Raw genomic sequence first — 18,077 nt, forward strand, 5'->3', positions numbered from 1 at the left:
CCCGCCAACCCTGGCAGCCTGATCGACGAGTTCCTCGGCGCGCCCGGCAGCACCGGCAGCGGACTCGGCGCGTCGTCCCTGCTGCGGCCTTCGCCGATGGAGCAGGCACCCCGGCTGGCGGTCGACCACGTGCACGACTTCAACCTGCCGGTCTCGCCCGTCATCCTGCAGCCGGCGCCGGTGCCCGCGGCCGCGCCGGTGGACCTGGATCCGCTGGCGGCGCTGGCCGCATCGCAGTCGCCGCAGCAGGCGCCCGCCCCGGCGGCGTCGCGCGACCCCTGGGCCGACCTGCCGTCGGAGTGGCTGACGCCGCCGGCAACGCCCGCGCCCGAGCCGCATCCGCCGCTCGAGGCCGAGCATCCGCATCCCGCGCCGTCCGTCGCGCCCTCGGTGCACGACGATCCGTTCTCCTCTTCCACCTCCTGGCGCGTGGACCTGGGCGACGGCTCCATCGACCCGTTCTCGCATTCGTTCGTGGGCGACCCTTCCGCCGACGCTTTCGCCGCCCCGCCCCCGGCGCGCGTGGAGGCGACCTCCCCGCCCGCGACCGCTGGCCGTGCCGGCCCGGCCGCCGACGAAGCGCTGGCGGCGCTGTGCAAGGGCCTGGGGCTGGGGGCCTCGCGGCCGCAGCAGCTGAGCGCCCGCGAGTGGGAGGCGATGGGCGCGTCGGTCCGGATGATCGTGCAGGGCCTGACCGAGCTGATGAACGTGCGGGCCGAGCTGAAGAAGGAACTGCGCGCGGTCGACCGCACCATGCTCGGTGCCCAGGAGAACAATCCGCTGAAGACGGGCATGGAAGCAGAGGAGCTGCTGCACTACCTGCTGTTCATGCCGGCCGGGGCGGCCGGCTACATGCCGGTGAAGGCCGCGCTCGAGGAAGCCATCGGCGACCTGCGGGGCCACGAGTTCGCCTCGGTGGCGGCCGTGCGCGCCGCGGTCGAGGGCGCCATCCGCGAGTTCGACCCGCAGAAGCTGCGCGCCGCGCTGCTCAAAGGCAAGAAGAGCATCGCGCTGGTCGACAACGCCCGGCTCTGGGACCTGTACACCACCTTCTACGAGAAGAAGGGCGAGCACATGGCCGACTGGCTGGAGCAGATGTTCAACCGCCACTTCATGCCGACCTACTCGCGCGAGACCGAGCGCCTGCGCCGCGAGCGGGTGCAGGCCGCCGAGGTCCAGCCGCGGCGGCACTGACGCCCTGCCCCGGCCGCCGGTCCAGCCCGGCAGCACCCATTGCAGCGTTGCATCCCGGCGAGCCCCCTCGCCGCCAACCGTCCCGCTCCAGCCGCGCGCGAGCTAAAGTGTCCTTTTGCCCGGAACCGCCATGGCTTCAGAGCAACTTGCGCCGCGCCACATCCGCCTGACCTCGCACGCGGCCGGCAGCGGGGCCCCGCCGATCCGCTGGGGCGCCGCCAACCCGGCCGAGCGCGGCCCCGTGGTGGGGACCACGAGCTCGCGGGCGCACCGCAACGTGATCGGCACCCATAGCGGCTCCTACAGCGTCTATCGAGCGCTGGCCGTCGCGGCCGGGGCGCTGTCGCGCGGACATCGGGCCGACCTGACCAACACCGCCCCCACTGACGCGATCGGCCCCTACCCGCAGTGGAGCGACCCGGACCGCATCGTCAGCCTGGACCCCTGGGGCGCGCAGGTCGCGGAGGTGTTCGCCGAGGAGATCGGCCTGGGGCTGGACATCCGCCCGACCATCGCCGTCACCAAGGCGCACGTGATCCTGCCGGAGGTCATCGAGGCGGTGCAGAAGGGCCGCCTCCAGCCCGACGGCCAGTTGCTGCTGGCGAGCGGCGCCGCCATGGTCACCAAGGCCGCCATCGAACCGGTCTGGCACCTCCCCGGCGTCGCGCGTCGCTTCGGCGTCACCGAGGCCGACCTGCGGCGCGTGCTGTTCGAGGAAACCGGCGGCATGTATCCCGAGCTGGTGACCCGCGGCGACCTGGACGTCTTCCTGCCGCCCATCGGCGGCCAGACGGTCTACATCTTCGGCAACCCGCGCGACCTGGCCGATCCCGCGGTCGAGCTGACCGCGCGGGTGCACGACGAGTGCAACGGCTCGGACGTGTTCGGCTCCGACATCTGCACCTGCCGCCCCTACCTGACGCACGCGATCGAGGAATGCATCCGCGGCGCCCAGCCGAAGGAAGCCGGCGGGCGCGGCGGCGTTGGCCTGATCGCCTACTCGCGCAAGGAGGGCCGCGCGCTGGGCGAGGTCACCAAGTTCCTGGTCTACAACGCACGCAAGCGGCAGCTCGGCGGCGACACGGCCGACCAGTACTTCGCCCGCACCGAATGCGTGGCCGGGGTGCAGGACATGCGTTTCCAGGAGCTGATGCCGGACGTGCTGCACTGGCTGGGGGTGCGCCGCATCCACCGGCTGGTCTCCATGAGCAACATGAAGTTCGACGCCATCACCGGATCGGGCATCGAGGTGGGGGAACGCGTGAACATCCCGGACGAGCTGATCCCGGCCGACGCCCGCGTCGAGATGGACGCCAAGATGGCCGCCGGCTACTTCACCCCCGGCGCGGTGCCGGACGCGCAGCAGCTGAAGGCCACTCGCGGGAGGAACCTCGCATGAGCCAGCAGAACGAATTCGTGCGCGAGTTCTCGCAGGGCGAGGTCGCGGCCAGCATCCTGCGGTCCACCGTCGCCGTGCGCGAGCGCTGCGGCCAGCTGCTGGACCGGGCCCGCGTCGGCCACTCGGCCTGGTTCACGGTCGACGACGGGCGCATGCGCGCCGCCGCTGCCGAGGTCGCCGCGGCCACCCGCCGCCACTACCCGAAGCTGCAGGTGCCGCTGCACAGCCGCTGGCGCCACTTCGAGGCCGGCGGCGTCGACCGCCGCCACCTGCTGGAGCAAAGGCTGGGCGACGCCCCACTGTCGGCGCGAGCCCGCGCCATGATCGACCTCACCGTGGTCAGCGTGCTGCTGGACGCCGGCGCCGGCAGCGACTGGAAGTACGTGGATGCGGCCAGCGGCCAGACCTATACCCGCTCCGAAGGGCTGGCCGTGGCCAGCTTCCATGCCTTCACGGCCGGCATGTTCTCCAGCGACAGGCTGCACCCGCTGCAGGCCGATGCCGAGGGCCTGCGCTCGCTGGTGACCGATCGCCTGGCGGAGGTGCTGCAGGCCAGCGAAGCCAATCCGCTGGTCGGGCTGCAGGGCCGCGCCGTGCTGCTGCGGCGGCTGGGCGAGGCGCTGCAGGAGCAGCCCGAGGTCTTCGGCGATCCGGGCCGACCCTCCGGCATCTTCGACTGGCTGATCGGCGCCGAGGGCGGCATCCCTCATTCGGCCGACGTCGATGCGCACGACATCCTGTCGCAGCTGCTGGTGTCGCTGTCGGGCATCTGGCCGCTGGGCACCAGCATCGGCGGCGTGCCGCTCGGCGACGTCTGGCGGCACGCCGCCGTCCGCGGCGACGCCGATTCCGACGGCTGGGTGCCGTTCCACAAGCTCACCCAGTGGATCACCTACTCGCTGCTGGAGCCCTTCACCTGGGCCGGGGTGCAGGTGCGAGGCATCGAGCGGCTCACGGCCCTGCCCGAATACCGCAACGGCGGCCTGCTGATCGACAGCGGCGTGCTGCAGCTGCGCGAGCCCGAGGCGGCGAACACGGTCTGGCACCCGGGCGACGAGATCATCGTCGAGTGGCGCGCGCTGACCGTGGCCCTGATCGACGAACTGGCGGGGCTGGTGCGCTCGGAGCTGTCCCTGTCCGAAGACGAATTGCCGCTGGCCGCGGTGCTCGAAGGCGGCACCTGGGCCGCCGGCCGCGAGCTGGCCCAGCGCGCCCGCGACGGCCGGCCGCCGCTGCAGGTGCACAGCGACGGGACGGTGTTCTAGGGCTTTCGTCTTCCGCCGCAACGGCGGGGCTGCGTCCTAAGCGCCCGTCGCCCTGCATCGGCGTCGCTATATTCCAGCATCCCTGTTCCCTCATCACCATGTCCCACGTCCACCTCGTCGACCACCCGCTCGTCCAGCACAAGCTCACCCTGATGCGCAAGAAGGAGGCCAGCACCAACAGCTTCCGGCGGCTGCTGGGCGAACTGGCCACGCTGATGGCCTACGAGGTCACGCGCGACATGCCGATGCAGGACATCGAGATCGAGACCCCGCTGGAGAAGATGACCGGCAAGGTCATCGACGGCAAGAAGCTGGTGTTCGTCTCCATCCTGCGCGCCGGCAGCGGCATCCTGGACGGCATGCTCAACGTGGTGCCCGGTGCCCGCGTGGGCCACATAGGCCTGTACCGTGACCCCAAGACGCTGGTCGCCGTCGAGTACTACTTCAAGATGCCGCAGGACATGCACGAGCGCGACGTGGTCGTGGTCGACCCCATGCTGGCCACCGGCAACTCCGCCATCGCGGCGGTGGAGCGGCTCAAGGAGCTCAAGCCCAAGTCGATCAAGTTCGTCTGCCTGCTGACCTGCCCCGAGGGCGTGCAGGCCATGCAGCGCGCCCACCCCGACGTGCCGATCTACACCGCGGCCATCGATCGCCAGCTCAACGAGCACGGCTACATCCTGCCGGGCCTGGGCGACGCGGGCGACCGGATCTTCGGGACGAAGTGACGCGGCGAGGCCGGTCGGACGCCCTGCCGCATTCGAACTGACCCAAGGGAAATTCCGGGGTCGTCCCGGCCGGGAACGGACCCATCCGTGCGTACCATCGAAGCAGCATCCGCGCACGCGGATGCGCGACTCAACCAGCAATCCAAGGAGAATATTTCATGCGGATGTCCCGCCGAATCGCCGTGGCCTTCGGTCTCGTGGCGGCGCTCGCCGCCGGCGCAGGCCTGGCCCAGCAGCAGAAGTTCGTCAACGTGCTCACGGGCGGCCAGAGCGGCGTCTACTACCCCCTGGGCGTGGCGCTCTCGCAGATCTACGCCAAGGCCATCCCGAACGCCAAGGCGACGGCGCAGGTGACCAAGGCCTCGGCCGAGAACCTCAACCTGCTGCAGGCCGGCCGCGGCGAGCTGGCCTTCACCCTCGCCGACGCGCTGTCCGACGCCTACAAGGGCAACGCCGAAGCCGGCTTCAACACGCCGCTGACCAAGCTGCGCGGCCTCTCGGCCACCTACAACAACTACATCCAGATCGTCGCCAGCGCCGACTCCGGCATCAAGTCCCTGGCCGACCTGAAGGGCAAGCGGGTGTCGGTGGGCGCCGCCAAATCCGGCACCGAACTGAACGCGCGCGCCATCTTCAAGGCCGCCGGCATCGACTACAAGGACCTGGCCAAGGTCGAGTACCTGCCCTTCGGCGAGTCGGTGGAACTGATCAAGAACCGCCAGCTCGACGCCACGCTGCAGTCGGCCGGCCTGGGCGTGGCCTCCATCCGCGACCTGGCGTCCTCGCAGCAGATCGTCGTGGTGCCGGTGCCGGCGGACGTGGTCGCCAAGGTCGGCGATGCCGCCTACCAGCCGGCCACCATCCCCGCCAACACCTACACGGGCCAGACGGCGGACGTCCCGACGGCCGCCATCCCGAACTTCCTGGTCACCCATTCGGGCGTGTCCGATGACCTCGCCTACCAGATGGCCAAGGCGCTCTACGACAACCTCGACACCCTGCACGCGGCCCACAACGCCGCCAAGGCGATCAAGCGCGAGAACGCGGTCAAGGGCATGCCGGTGCCGCTGCACCCGGGCGCCGAGCGCTACTACCGCGAAGTCGGCCTGGTCAAGTAAGGAGCCGCCGCGCCGATGTCCGCCGCTGACGAACAGCCGCAAGGCCTGCGCGGCGCGATCTTCTGGATCGCGCTGCTCTTCTCCTCCTTCCAGATCGTCACGGCGGCATTCAGCCCGCTGTCCAGCCAGGTGGTGCGGGCGATCCACGTCGGCTTCGTGCTGCTGATGGTGTTCGTGCTGCATCCCGGCTGGCGCGCCGGGGCGGGCGGCTGGCGCCCGCTGGGCTGGGCACTCGGTCTGGTGGGCTTCGTCGCCAGCTTCTACCACTGGATCTTCGAGGCCGACCTCACCCTGCGCGCGGGCGAGCTCAACCGCTGGGACTGGGTGGTGGGCGTGGTCACGCTGGTGCTGGTGTTCGAGGCGGCGCGCCGCATGATGGGCTGGGCGCTGCCGCTGATCTGCGCGATCTTCCTGGCCTACGGCGCTTTCGGCGAATACCTCCCGGGCGCGCTGGTGCACCGCGGCTTCGGGCTGGACCAGATCGTCAGCACGCTCTCGTTCGGCACCGAGGGCATCTACGGCACGCCCACCTACGTGTCGTCCACGTACATCTTCCTGTTCATCCTGTTCGGGGCCTTCCTCGAGCAGGCCGGGATGATCGCCCTGTTCACCGACTTCGCGCTCGGCACCGTGGGCCACACGCGCGGCGGCCCCGCCAAGGTGGCGGTGATCTCGTCGGGCTTGATGGGCACCATCAACGGCTCCGGCGTCGCCAACGTGGTGACCACCGGGCAGTTCACCATCCCGCTGATGAAGCGCTTCGGCTACTCCAGCGCCTTCGCCGGGGGCGTGGAAGCCACTTCCAGCATGGGCGGGCAGATCATGCCGCCGGTCATGGGCGCGGTCGCGTTCATCATGGCCGAGACGCTGAACATCCCCTACATCGAAGTCTGCAAGGCGGCGCTCATCCCGGCCCTGCTGTACTTCATCACCGCCTTCTGGATGGTGCACCTGGAGGCCGGGCGCAAGTCGCTGCTGGGCCTGGCCAAGGAGGACTGCCCCGACCCCTGGGCCGCCGTGAAGCTGCGCTGGTACCTGCTGCTGCCGCTCATCGGCCTGGTGGGGCTGCTGTTCTCGGGCTACACGCCGCTGTTCTCGGGCACCGTCGGCCTGGGCCTGACGGTCATCCTCATCTTCGGCGCGGCCGTGCTCACCGGGGTGCGCAACAACGGGCTACGGGTGCTGTTCTGGGTGCTGCTGGCCATCGCCTGCGGCGGCTTCTTCCAGTTCGGCGTCGGCACCTTCTTCGTCCTCACGGCCCTGCTGGTTGCGGGCACCTACGCGCGCCGGACCGGGCAGGATGCGCGGAAGCTGGCGCTGCGGGCGCTGGCCGACGGCGCCCAGCATGCGCTGCCGGTGGCGATCGCCTGCGCGCTGGTGGGCGTGATCATCGGCATCATCAACCTCACCGGCGTGGCCGCCGAGATGGGTGGCTACGTCATCGGCCTGGGCGAGAAGAGCCTGATGCTGGCGCTGGTGCTGACCATGTTCACCTGCCTGGTGCTGGGCATGGGCATCCCCACCATCCCCAACTACATCATCACCAGCTCGCTGGCCGCGCCGGTGCTGCTCAAGCTGGGCGTGCCGCTGATCGTCTCGCACATGTTCGTCTTCTACTTCGGCATCATGGCGGACCTCACGCCGCCGGTGGCCCTGGCCGCCTTCGCCGCGGCCCCCATCGCGCGCGAAACCGGCCTGAAGATCGGGCTGAACGCGGTGCGGGTCGCCATCGCCGGTTTCATCGTTCCCTACATGGCGGTGTACGACCCGGCGTTGATGCTGCAGGGCGACGGCGGACCGCTGGCCGTCGCCTGGATCGTGTTCAAGGCCCTGGTCGCCATCGGCCTGTGGGGCGCCGGCGCCATCGGTTACCTGTTCGCGCCCCTGAACTGGCTGGAGCGGGCCGCCTGCATCGGCTCGGCCTGCTTCCTGGTGGCGGCCGCGCCTTGGACCGACCAGGTGGGCCTGGTGCTCACCGGGCTGATCCTGGCCTGGCATGTCTGGCGCGCCCGCGCCCATCGCGCGCGCCCCATGGGCAGCAGCACCGCCGCTTGATGGCCGCTGGGCTCGCAGGCGTCTGCCTGGCGCTCGCGGCCGCCACGGCGGCCCCGGTCCAGGTGCCGGCCACCCGGTTCACGCTGGCCTGGACCCATTCCATCGAGAAGACGCGCTGGGAGGAGGACTACGCCATCCAGCGCACCGCACAAGGCCTGCGCCTGCTCGCCCTCGACGCCCGCATCCGCGGCTCGGGCGCCGGCATGGAGCCCCCGGCTGGCGCGGTGTTGCGCGACGGGTGGTACGTGTACCGCCCTTCCACCCCTTCGCTGGAAGAGCTGCGCCTGACGCGCTCGCCCTTCACGGCCGACTACGACTGGTGTGTCGACGGCCGCTGCCGCCCGCTGCAGGACCTGCTGCCGGCCGACGGCGGCGTCACCCGGCTGTGGCCCTGCGAGGTGCGAGCCCAGCCGGGGCGCTAACCCTGGCGCAGCCGGTCCGCGGGTTGCGCGGATACGGCAGCTTGCAGTCCCGTCCGACCCACCGCCCAGGCGGCCCGCGCTAAGTTCGCGCCATGCAGCTGGACCTCTCGCGCATTCGCGCCCTCTGCTTCGACGTCGACGGCACTCTGGCCGACACGGACGACCACATCGTCGCCCGCCTCGCCGGGCTGATCGACGCCATCCCGCTGGTCAGCGGTCGGCGCGCCGAACGGCTGGCGCGCCAGGCCGTGATGGCGCTGGAAACGCCGGTGCATGGCGCCTACGCCCGGCTGGACGAGCTCGGGCTGGACGTGCCGCTCACCCGCCTGCGCGCCCGGCTGCAGGCGATCCGGGCCCGCGGCGTCGATCCGGCCCACACGCGCAATCCGGAGGCGGCCGATGAACTGCCGCACGAGATGGTCGCCGGCGTGCAGCAGATGATCGTGGCGCTGGCCTCCCACTACCCCATGTGCACGATCTCCACCGGCGGCGCGCCCCGCGTGGCCCGCTTCCTCGAGCACTACGGCGTGCGCCGGCATTTCACGGAGGTGATCGGCGCCCAGACCACGCGGCGAATGAAGCCGCACCCGGAGCCGCTGCTGTTCGCCGCCGAAGCCATGGACGTGCGGCCCGAGGAGTGCCTGATGATCGGCGACACCACCATCGACATCCGCACGGGAGTCGCCGCGGGCGCCCAGACGGTCGGCGTGCTGTGTGGCTTCGGCACCGAACGCGAACTGCGCGAGCACGGCGCCGACCTGATCCTGCCCACGACGTCGGACCTGATGGGCGTGCTGATGCCGGCGGAAGACCCGCTGGGAAAGACGGCGAGCCCGCGGCCGAAGGGGTGAAGCCGGAAGCCTGATCCCGCCGCGGCCCGTCGGAAGGCCGCGCTTGCTCGCGCTTCAGTGCCGGTCCGCGTACGGCAGGTAGCGCAGCATCTTCGGCGGCACCTCGCGCCCGGTGGCGGCGCGGGCGACGGCAAGGGTGCCGAGCACGGAGCCGGCCAGCCGCACCGCGAAGGAAGGATGGCGGCGCGTGGCCAGCCACAGGGCGATGCCGCCCGCGAGCACCAGCCAGTGCTCGCCGGCGAAGTTGGGGCGCTCGTCGTCGTAGCGCTTCCAGCGCTGCAGCAGGTTCTCGTTCACGATAGCTTCCGGTGGATGCAGGTTCCGGACCATGCTAGCGACGCCGCCGTGCGCGGCGCGTAGTCGATTGCCGATGGATGCCGCCGCCGCGGCGCCGGCTCAGCGCCGCTTCAGCACCCGGCCGTACAGCACCAGCTGCGCCGCCAGGCCCATCACCGCCCAACCCAGCATGATCAGGCCCAGGTCGGTCTGGCCCTCGTTGGGGACCAGGCTCACCACGAAGCCGCCCAGCGCGCCGAGCAGCTGCTGCATCACGCCGGCCATGGCGGCGGCCGATCCCGCCAATGCCGGCACCAGGCCGACCGTGCCGATCAGAGTGGGCGGGACCATCAGCCCGTGGCCCACGCCCAGCAGCAGAAGGGGCAGCGCCAGCGCGAGGGGGTGGCGCACGTCGGCCAGGCCGAGCGCCACGACGATCAGCAGCCCGGCGAGGGTGAGCGCCTGGCCGCGGGCGACGATGTACGCGTCGCCGCGCCGCTGGGCCAGCCGCATGGTCAGCATGTTCCCGAACACGTAGGCGATCGGGATCACGCCGATGTACCAGCCCAGGTGCTCGGGCGCGACGCCATAGCCCTTGAGCACCAGCGGGGTCCCGCCCAGGAAGGTGTAGAAGGTCGCTGTGGTGGACGCGAGCATGGCCACGTACAGCACGAAGGCCGGCTGGCGCACCAGTTGGAGGTAGCCGCCGACCAGCTGCCGCAGGCCGCCGCCCGGCGCGGTAGCCTGGCTCGCAGGGCGGTCCGGCAGGCCACGCCAGGCCGCGACCATCAGGACCAGCGCCAGGACGGCCATCAGCACGAAGTTGGCCTGCCAGCCGACGTGCACGTGCAGCTGGCCGCCCAGCAGCGTCGAGAGCGGCGGCACCACGCCCATGGCCATGCCGATGAAGGCCATCACGCGGGTGCGCTCGCTGCCATCGAACAGGTCCTGCACCAGTGCACGGCCGGTCACCATGCCGGCCGCGCTGCCGGCCCCCTGCAGCACGCGGCCCAGGGTGAGCGTCGCAAGATTCGGGGCCGCGGCGGCCACCAGCAGGCCCACCAGGGCGACCGACAGCCCGATCAGCAGGACCGGCTTGCGGCCTATGCGGTCCGACAAGGGCCCGTACACCAGCTGCATGCCGCCATAGGCGGCGACGAAGCCGCTGAAGGTGAGCTGCACCGCGGCCTGGCTGGCCTGGAACTCGCCGGTCCAGTCCGGCATGGAGGGCAGGCAGATCGTCATCCCCAGCAGGCCGAAGGCGAGCTGGGCCACGAGGTTGGCCATCGTCAGCAGCGGGTGGCGGCGTGGTGCGTCCATCAGCTGTTCACCTGCGCCCAGACCTTCTCGATGCGCTTCACGCTCACCGGCTGCGGCGTCCGCAGTTCCTGGGCGAACAGGCTCACGCGCAACTCCTCCAGCAGCCAGCGGAAGTCCTGCATGCGGTCGTCCACATGGCCTCTGCGCTCGGCCACCAGGCGCCAATAGCGCTGCTCCTGCGGCTTCACGTCGCCCATGCGGGCGGTGTCGCGGGCCGGGTCGGCCCGCAGCTTGTCCAGGCGCAGCACGATGGCCTTGAGGTAGCGCGGGAAGTGCTGCAGCGCCGGCCAGGGCGTGTCGAGCAGGAAGCGCTTGGGCAGCAGCCGCTGCAGCTGCTGTGTCGCATCGGCGCTGGCGTCCGGATGGCCCTTGGTGTCCTTGATCTTGCGTGCGGCAGCCGCGTACTCCGCCAGGATGGTGCCCGCGAGCCGCGCCACTTCGTTGGCGATCAGGGTGAGGCGGCCACGCCCTTCCTCCACGCGCCGCCGGAAGGCCGGCTCGTCGGCGGGCAGGGGGTCGAGCAGGAAGGCGCGGTCCAGCGCCACGTCGACGATCTGCTGGCGCAGCTCCTCCTGGGTGCCCAGCGGCATGTAGGCCACCGCCATCTTCTGCAGGTCGGGAATGTTCTTCTCCAGGTACTTCAGGGCGTCCCTGATCTGCAGGGCGAACAGGCGACGCAGGCCGATGCGGTGCCTGGCGGCGGCGACCTCGGGCTCGTCGAAGACCTCGATGGTGACGGCGTCGCCCTGGTCGATCAGCGCGGGAAAACCGATGAGGGAAGTCGACCCCTTGCGCACTTCCATCAGCTCCGGCAGTTCGCCGAAGGACCAGCTGGTGTACCGCTGCGTGGCGTCCACGCCCGGGCCGGCGTCCCTGGCCTCCCGCACAGGGGCATGGGAGCGGGCGCCCTTGGACGCTTCTGCGCCGCCTGCGCCCTGCCCTCCCGGGCCCGTGGGCGGAGAAGTCGGCTGCCCGGTTGCCGCGGGCCGTGCCTTCAGGCCCGCCAGCGTCTGGAACGCCCCGCGCGCCTGCGCACCCCACTCCGCCTTCAGCGCGCCGAGGTTGCGGCCCATGCCGAGCTGGCGGCCATGCTCGTCCACCACACGGAAGTTCATGAACAGGTGGGCCGGCACCATGTCCAGCTTGAAGTCGGTTCGACGCACGTCCAGCGAGGTCCGCTCGCGCACCAGCTTCAGCAGCGCCTCCAGCAGCGAGCCCGCCGCCCAGCGTTCGGGTGCGGTCAGTTCGGTCGCCAGCTTGGCCGCCGACTCCGGCAGCGGCACGAAACGCGAGCGGGGCTTCTGCGGCAGGCTTTTCAGCAGGGCCTGCAGCTTGTCCTTCAGCATGCCGGGCACCAGCCACTCGGCGCGCTCCTCGCTCACCTGGTTCAGCACGAACAGCGGCACCGTCACCGTTAGGCCGTCGCGCGCATCGCCCGGTTCGTGCAGGTAGGCCGCCGCGCAATCCACGCCGCCCAGCCGGATCACCTTGGGGAAGGCGTCGGTGGTGATGCCCGCAGCCTCGTGCCGCATCAGCTCCTCGCGGGTCAGCCGCAGCAGGTTGGGGTTGGCGCGGCTCTGCGTGCGATACCAGCCCTCGAAGGTGTGGCCGTTGTAGACCTCGGATGGCAGTTGCTGGTCGTAGAACGCGTAGATCAGCTCCTCGTCCACCAGCACGTCCTGCCGCCGCGACTTGTGCTCCAGCTCCTGCACCTGGCGCACCAGCTTCTGGTTGGCGGCCAGGAACGGCAGTCGCGTGTCCCACTGGCCCGCCACCAGGGCCTCGCGGATGAAGATCTCGCGCGCGCCCTGCTGGTCGACCCGTGCGAACGGCACGCGGCGGCCGCTGTAGATCACCAGGCCGTACAGGGTGGCGCGCTCCAGCGCCATCACCTCGGCGGCCTTGCGTTCCCAGTGCGGGTCCAGCAGCTGCTTGCGCAGCAGGTGGCCGGCCACCTCCTCGATCCATTGCGGCTCGATGTTGGCGATGCCGCGGCCGAACAGGCGGGTGGTTTCCACCAGCTCGGCGCACACGATCCAGCGGCCGGGGCGCTTCTTCAGGTGGGCTCCCGGGTGGCGATGGAACTTGATGCCGCGCGCGCCCAGGTACTCCGACTGCGCCGGCCCGCCGCGAGCGCCGGTGGACGGGTTGGCCGCGCCGTCCTCCATCTTCCAGCCGATGTTGCCCAGCAGGCCGGCCAGCATCGACTTGTGCACCGCCTCGTAGCCCGCGGGCTGCGCATCGAGCCGCCACTTGTGCTCGGCGACCACCGTGTGCAATTGCGTGTGGATGTCCTTCCACTCGCGCACCCGGCGCACGTTGATGAAGTTCTGGCGCAGCAGGGCTTCGTACTGGCGGTTGGACAGCTTGTGGGCGGGCCCGGCGCCCCCATCCGCACCGCCGCCCCGCGCCGCGTGGATCCACTCCCACAGCCGCAGGTAGCCCGAGAACTCGCTCTTCTCGTCGTCGAACTTGGCGTGCTGCTGGTCGGCCTGGGCCTGCAGCTCCAGCGGGCGGTCGCGCACGTCCTGCACCGACAGCGCCGAGGCGATCACCAGCACCTCGGCCAGCGCGCCGCGCTCGCGCGCCTCCAGGATCATGCGGCCCACGCGCGGGTCGAGCGGCAGGCGCGCCAACTCCTGGCCGACCCGGGTCAGCTCGTTGGCATCGTCCACCGCGCCCAGCTCGCTGAGCAGCTGGTAGCCGTCGGTGATGGCGCGTCGCGGCGGCGGCTCGATGAAGGGGAAGTCTTCCACGTTGCCCAGGTGCAGCGACTTCATGCGCAGGATCACCCCGGCCAGCGAGGAGCGCAGGATTTCGGGGTCGGTGAAACGCGGGCGCTTCAGGAAGTCCGGCTCGTCGTACAGGCGGATGCAGATGCCGTTGGCCACCCGGCCGCAGCGCCCGGCGCGCTGGTTGGCCGCCGCCTGGCTGACCGGCTCCACCAGCAACTGCTCCACCTTGCTTCGGTAGCTGTAGCGCTTGACCCGCGCGGTGCCCGCGTCGATCACGTAGCGGATGCCCGGCACGGTGAGCGAGGTCTCGGCCACGTTGGTGGCCAGCACGATGCGGCGGCCGGCGTGCGGCTCGAAGATGCGGTCCTGCTCGGCCTGCGACAGGCGCGAGAACAGCGGCAGCACCTCCGCCGTGCGCGTCAGCGGGCTGTGCGACAGGTGCTTGCGCAGGTGGTCGGCGGCCTCGCGGATCTCGCGCTCGCCGGGCAGGAAGACCAGGATGTCGCCCGCGGCGTTCCCCTGCCAGAGTTCGTCGACCGCGTCGGCGATCGCCTCGTCCAGCCCGTACTCGCGCGTCTCCTCGAACGGCCGGTAGCGCTGCTCCACCGGGTACATGCGGCCGGAGACGTAGATCACCGGCGCCCTGCCCTTGGCGGAGGCGAAGTGCTCGGCGAAGCGCTCGGCGTCGATGGTGGCGGAGGTCACCACCACCTTCAGGTCGGGCCGGCGCGGCAGCAGCTGCTTGAGGTAGCCGAGCAGGAAGTCGATGTTGAGGCTGCGCTCGTGGGCCTCGTCGATGATCAGCGTGTCGTAGGCCGAAAGGAGCGGGTCGGTCTGGGTCTCCGCCAGCAGGATGCCGTCGGTCATCAGCTTGACCGAGGCGTCGCGCGACAGCCGGTCGTGGAACCGCACCTTGAAGCCGACCACCTCGCCCAGGGGCGTCTCCAGTTCCTCGGCGATGCGCCGGGCCACGCTGGAGGCGGCGATGCGGCGCGGCTGCGTGTGGCCGATCAGCCGGCCCTTCTCGCCCGGCCGGGCGTTCAGGCGCCCGCGGCCCATGGCCAGCGCGATCTTGGGCAGCTGCGTGGTCTTGCCGGACCCGGTCTCGCCGCACACGATCACGACCTGGTGCGCAGCCATCGCCTGCGCGATCTCGTCTCGCTTGCCGGAGACCGGCAGCGATTCGGGAAAGGTGATGCGGGGGGTGGCTGGCAAGGGCAGGCTCTGCGCGCGGTGGCGCAAAGCCCGCAATTATCGGCGGGCTCGTACCGTACACTTTCCCGTTACCCCGCGCGCCCGCGCCCATCCGCCGCCCCGAGCCGATGTCCACCGTCTTCAATTTCACCTTCGTGCCCTGGTTCCGGTCGGTGGCGCCCTACATCCACATGCACCGCGGCAAGACCTTCGTGGTCGGCGTGGCGGGCGAGGCGATCGCCTCGGGCAAGCTGCAGGCGATCGCGCAGGACCTGGCGCTGATCCAGAGCATGGGCGTGCGGGTGGTGCTGGTGCACGGCTTCCGGCCGCAGGTGAACGAGCAGCTCAAGGCCAAGGGCCACGCCGCCCGCTACTCGCATGGCATGCGCATCACCGACGGGGTGGCGCTGGATTGCGCCCAGGAGGCCGCCGGGCAGCTGCGCTTCGAGATCGAGGCCGCGTTCAGCCAGGGGCTTCCCAACACCCCCATGGCTGGTGCCACGGTGCGCGTGATCTCGGGCAACTTCATCACCGCCCGCCCGGTGGGCATCGTCGACGGGGTGGATTTCCAGCACACCGGGCTGGTGCGCAAGGTGGACGTGGCCGGCATCCACCGCTCGCTGGACCACGGCGCCATGGTGCTGATCTCACCCTTCGGCTTCTCCCTGACCGGCGAGGCCTTCAACCTGAACATGGAGGAAGTCGCCACCAGCGTGGCCATCGCGCTGCAGGCCGACAAGCTGCTGTTCCTGAGCGAGATCCCCGGCGTGCGCATCCGCCCGGGCGAGCCGGAGGCGGAGGACAACCCGATCGACACCGAGCTGCCGCTGGCCGCCGCCGAGCAGCTGCTGGCGGCGCTGCCGAGCCCGCAGCACCCGACCGACACCGCGTTCTACCTGCAGCACTGCGTCAAGGCCTGCAAGGGCGGCGTGGAGCGCAGCCACATCCTGCCCTTCGCGGTGGATGGCTCGCTGCTGCTGGAGATCTACGTGCATGACGGCATCGGCACCATGGTGATCGACGAGAAGCTGGAGAGCCTGCGCGAGGCCACGGCCGACGACGTCGGCGGCATCCTGCAGCTGATCGAGCCCTTCGAGCGCGATGGCACCCTGGTGCGCCGCGAGCGCAACGAGATCGAGCGCGACATCGCCAACTACAGCCTGATCGAGCACGACGGCGTGATCTTCGCCTGCGCGGCGCTGTACCCCTACCCCGAGGCGCGCACCGGCGAGATGGCGGCGCTGACCGTGTCGCCGCAGAGCCAGGGCCAGGGCGACGGCGAGAAGATCCTCAAGCGCATCGAGCAGCGCGCCCGCGCCATGGGGCTGGAGAGCATCTTCGTGCTCACCACCCGCACCATGCACTGGTTCCTCAAGCGCGGCTTCGTGCAGGTCGAGCCCGACTGGCTGCCGGAAGCGCGCAAGCGCAAGTACAACTGGGACCGGCGCAGCATGGTTTTCGTTAAGAAACTCGGCTGATCGTCATTCCCGCGGAGGCGGGAATCCAGAGCGTCCGCCTTCTCGGCGGCCGTCAAGGAAGCACTGGGTCCCCGCCTCCGCGGGGACGACGCACGGGCGCCTCAGGCCGCCGCCAGCCGCGGCCCGCGCAGCGAGCGCACGACCAGTCCCAGGAACACCAGCGCGAACGCCACGAAGGCGACGAAGCTCCAGTTGGCGATCGAGCCGCCCAGGAAGGTCCAGTCGATCTTGGTGCAGTCGCCGCTGCCGCGGAAGATCATGGGCACGGCGCGCTTGAGCGGGAAGGTCTCGATCATCCCGTAGAAGTCGCGGCCGCAGGACACGATCTCGGGCGGGTACCACTGCAGCCAGCTTTGCCGCGCCGCCACGAAGGCGCCGAAGCCGGCGGCCAGCAGGCCCAGCAGGCTGCCCGTGATCCAGGCGCCGCGCCGCGGGATGGCGGCCGCGATGCCGGCGCACAGGCCGACCGCGATCAGCGCATAGCGCTGCACGATGCACATCGGGCAGGGCTCCAGCCCGACGACGTGCTGCAGGTACAGCGCGAATCCCAGCATGGCAACGCAGGCGGCGAACACCAGGGCCAGGGTGCGGCGCGGGGCCGCGAACAACCAATCGAACACGAGTCTTCTCCTGAGCGGGGCGCCAGGCCCCTTGGCTCAGGCCGCGCCTTCCACGAACACCCGGGCCCGGCGCGGCGTCACGACCAGCGTGTCGCCCTCCTTGAAGCCCGACTCCCTGAATTGTTGCGCAGGAATCTGCGCCTCGATCACGGCGTCCTGGCGGACGAGGGTGCCTGCTTGGGTTTCCTCGGACGGCGTTAGTTCCAGCCGGGCGATCGGGCCGACCACGATGGCGCGCGTGAGCTCGGCCACGATGCCGTGGGCGCCAGGGGTCCAGGGCTGCACGTCCAGGTCGTGCGGACGGACGTAGGCGAACGCCTTGGCGTTCTGGGCGTCGGCGTGCTCGGGCGACGGCAGCTGCAGCCCCTCCAGGTGCACCTTGCCCTGGTGGGCGCGACCGTGGAAGGTGTTGACGTCGCCCAGGAAGCCGTAGACGAAGGGGCTGGCCGGGTGGTCCCAGACCTCCTGCGGCGAACCGACCTGCTCGACCTGGCCGGCGTTCATCAGCACCACCCGGTCGGCCACCTCCAGCGCCTCTTCCTGGTCGTGGGTGACGAAGATGCTGGTGACGTGCAGCTCGTCGTGCAGCCGGCGCAGCCAGCGGCGCAGTTCCTTGCGCACCTTGGCGTCCAGGGCGCCGAACGGCTCGTCCAGCAGCAGCACCTTGGGCTCCACGGCCAGGGCGCGCGCCAGGGCGATGCGCTGGCGCTGGCCGCCCGACAGCTGGGCCGGGAAGCGGTCGGCCAGCCAGTCCAGCTGCACCAGCCCGAGCAGCTCGTGCACCTTCTGCCTGATCTGCGCTTCGGACGGACGCTGCCCGCGCGGCTTGACGCGCAGGCCGAAGGCCACGTTCTCGAACACGGTCATGTGGCGGAACAGCGCGTAGTGCTGGAATACGAAGCCGACCTGGCGGTCGCGCACGTGCAGGTCGGTAGTGTCCTCGCCGGCGAACAGGATGCTGCCCGCGTCGGCCGTTTCCAGGCCGGCGATGATGCGCAGCAGCGTGGTCTTGCCGCAGCCGGACGGGCCCAGCAGCGCGATCAGCTCGCCGGAATCGATGTCCAGCGACACGTCCCGCAGCGCCTGGAAGGTGCCGAACTGCTTGCTGACGTTGCGGATTTCGATGCTCATGGCTTCACTCTTTCGGGGGTCGCTTCGCTGGCCGGCGGGTGCCCGGTGGCCGATGCCACCGTCCTGCCCTTCAGCGCGGAATAGGGTTCGCAAGTCTCAGGCTCCGTTCGGCCGCTCGGGCGGCAGTTCGGCGATCGCGGCCATGGCGCGCTCCTGCCGCCACTCCGCCACGCTCTTGATCACCAGCGTGACCAGCGCCAGCAGCGCCAGCAGCGACGCCACCGAGAACGCCGCGACCGACTGGTACTCGTTGTAGAGGATCTCCACGTGCAGCGGCATGGTGTTGGTCTG

General features: G+C 70.7%; 14 protein-coding genes and 1 pseudogene. 9 read left to right on the forward strand and 6 right to left on the reverse strand.

Annotation, left to right across the window (positions count from 1 at the left end):
- From tagH to VEC03_RS18105, 8 genes are all read left to right on the forward strand, one after another.
- A partial coding sequence (gene tagH / locus VEC03_RS18070) for a type VI secretion system-associated FHA domain protein TagH (RefSeq protein ID WP_324918425.1) occupies positions 1-1,194 on the forward strand: 1,194 nt, incomplete at its 5' end.
- Positions 1,195-1,324: 130 nt separating this feature from the next.
- Positions 1,325-2,593, forward strand: coding sequence for a GTP cyclohydrolase II (locus VEC03_RS18075; RefSeq protein ID WP_324918427.1), 1,269 nt, complete (start codon positions 1,325-1,327; stop codon positions 2,591-2,593).
- Positions 2,590-3,858, forward strand: a complete 1,269-nt coding sequence (locus tag VEC03_RS18080) for a URC4/urg3 family protein (RefSeq protein ID WP_324918429.1) — start codon at positions 2,590-2,592, stop codon at positions 3,856-3,858. Before VEC03_RS18075 ends, VEC03_RS18080 begins: the two co-directional genes overlap by 4 nt.
- Positions 3,859-3,956: 98 nt before the next feature.
- Positions 3,957-4,586 carry a uracil phosphoribosyltransferase gene (gene upp / locus VEC03_RS18085; protein ID WP_324918432.1) on the forward strand — a complete coding sequence of 210 codons (630 nt, stop codon included), beginning with the start codon at positions 3,957-3,959 and terminating at the stop codon, positions 4,584-4,586.
- A gap of 158 nt (positions 4,587-4,744) precedes the next feature.
- Positions 4,745-5,704: a TAXI family TRAP transporter solute-binding subunit gene (locus VEC03_RS18090; protein WP_324918435.1), complete on the forward strand. Its 960-nt coding sequence runs from the start codon at positions 4,745-4,747 to the stop codon at positions 5,702-5,704.
- A 15-nt stretch (positions 5,705-5,719) separates the two neighbouring features.
- Positions 5,720-7,759: a TRAP transporter permease gene (locus VEC03_RS18095; protein WP_324918437.1), complete on the forward strand. Its 2,040-nt coding sequence runs from the start codon at positions 5,720-5,722 to the stop codon at positions 7,757-7,759.
- Positions 7,759-8,181 carry a DUF1850 domain-containing protein gene (locus tag VEC03_RS18100; protein WP_324918440.1) on the forward strand — a complete coding sequence of 141 codons (423 nt, stop codon included), beginning with the start codon at positions 7,759-7,761 and terminating at the stop codon, positions 8,179-8,181. The genes VEC03_RS18095 and VEC03_RS18100 overlap by 1 nt, the downstream gene beginning before the upstream one ends.
- Before the next feature lie 92 nt (positions 8,182-8,273).
- Positions 8,274-9,032, forward strand: coding sequence for an HAD family hydrolase (locus VEC03_RS18105; protein ID WP_324918443.1), 759 nt, complete (start codon positions 8,274-8,276; stop codon positions 9,030-9,032).
- A 54-nt stretch (positions 9,033-9,086) separates the two neighbouring features.
- Here the strand turns inward: VEC03_RS18105 and VEC03_RS18110 are convergent, their stop codons facing one another.
- The 3 genes from VEC03_RS18110 to hrpA all read right to left on the reverse strand — a co-directional run bounded on the left by VEC03_RS18110 (position 9,087) and on the right by hrpA (position 14,578).
- Complete coding sequence (locus VEC03_RS18110) at positions 9,087-9,329, reverse strand: hypothetical protein (RefSeq protein WP_324918446.1); 243 nt, start codon at positions 9,327-9,329, stop codon at positions 9,087-9,089.
- A 99-nt stretch (positions 9,330-9,428) separates the two neighbouring features.
- A complete protein-coding gene (locus VEC03_RS18115; RefSeq protein WP_324918448.1) occupies positions 9,429-10,628 on the reverse strand; it encodes a multidrug effflux MFS transporter in 1,200 nt (399 codons plus the stop codon).
- Positions 10,628-14,578, reverse strand: coding sequence for an ATP-dependent RNA helicase HrpA (gene hrpA, locus VEC03_RS18120; RefSeq protein ID WP_324918451.1), 3,951 nt, complete (start codon positions 14,576-14,578; stop codon positions 10,628-10,630). Before hrpA ends, VEC03_RS18115 begins: the two co-directional genes overlap by 1 nt.
- 107 nt (positions 14,579-14,685) lie before the next feature.
- On the opposite strand from hrpA, the gene argA reads away from it, so the two are divergent.
- Complete coding sequence (argA, locus tag VEC03_RS18125) at positions 14,686-16,035, forward strand: amino-acid N-acetyltransferase (protein ID WP_324918454.1); 1,350 nt, start codon at positions 14,686-14,688, stop codon at positions 16,033-16,035.
- A 101-nt stretch (positions 16,036-16,136) separates the two neighbouring features.
- Here the strand turns inward: argA and VEC03_RS18130 are convergent, their stop codons facing one another.
- The 3 genes and pseudogenes from VEC03_RS18130 to VEC03_RS18140 all read right to left on the reverse strand — a co-directional run.
- Entirely contained in the window at positions 16,137-16,655 is a 519-nt protein-coding gene (locus VEC03_RS18130) for a disulfide bond formation protein B (RefSeq protein WP_324918456.1), read from the reverse strand.
- Between the two features lie 36 nt (positions 16,656-16,691).
- Positions 16,692-17,786, reverse strand: coding sequence for a sulfate ABC transporter ATP-binding protein (locus VEC03_RS18135; protein ID WP_324918458.1), 1,095 nt, complete (start codon positions 17,784-17,786; stop codon positions 16,692-16,694).
- A 96-nt stretch (positions 17,787-17,882) separates the two neighbouring features.
- Positions 17,883-18,077 (reverse strand): annotated as a pseudogene (locus VEC03_RS18140) (sulfate ABC transporter permease subunit CysW); the annotation flags it as partial.

It is taken from the genome of Ramlibacter sp. (assembly GCF_035627355.1).
Lineage (GTDB): Bacteria > Pseudomonadota > Gammaproteobacteria > Burkholderiales > Burkholderiaceae_C > Ramlibacter.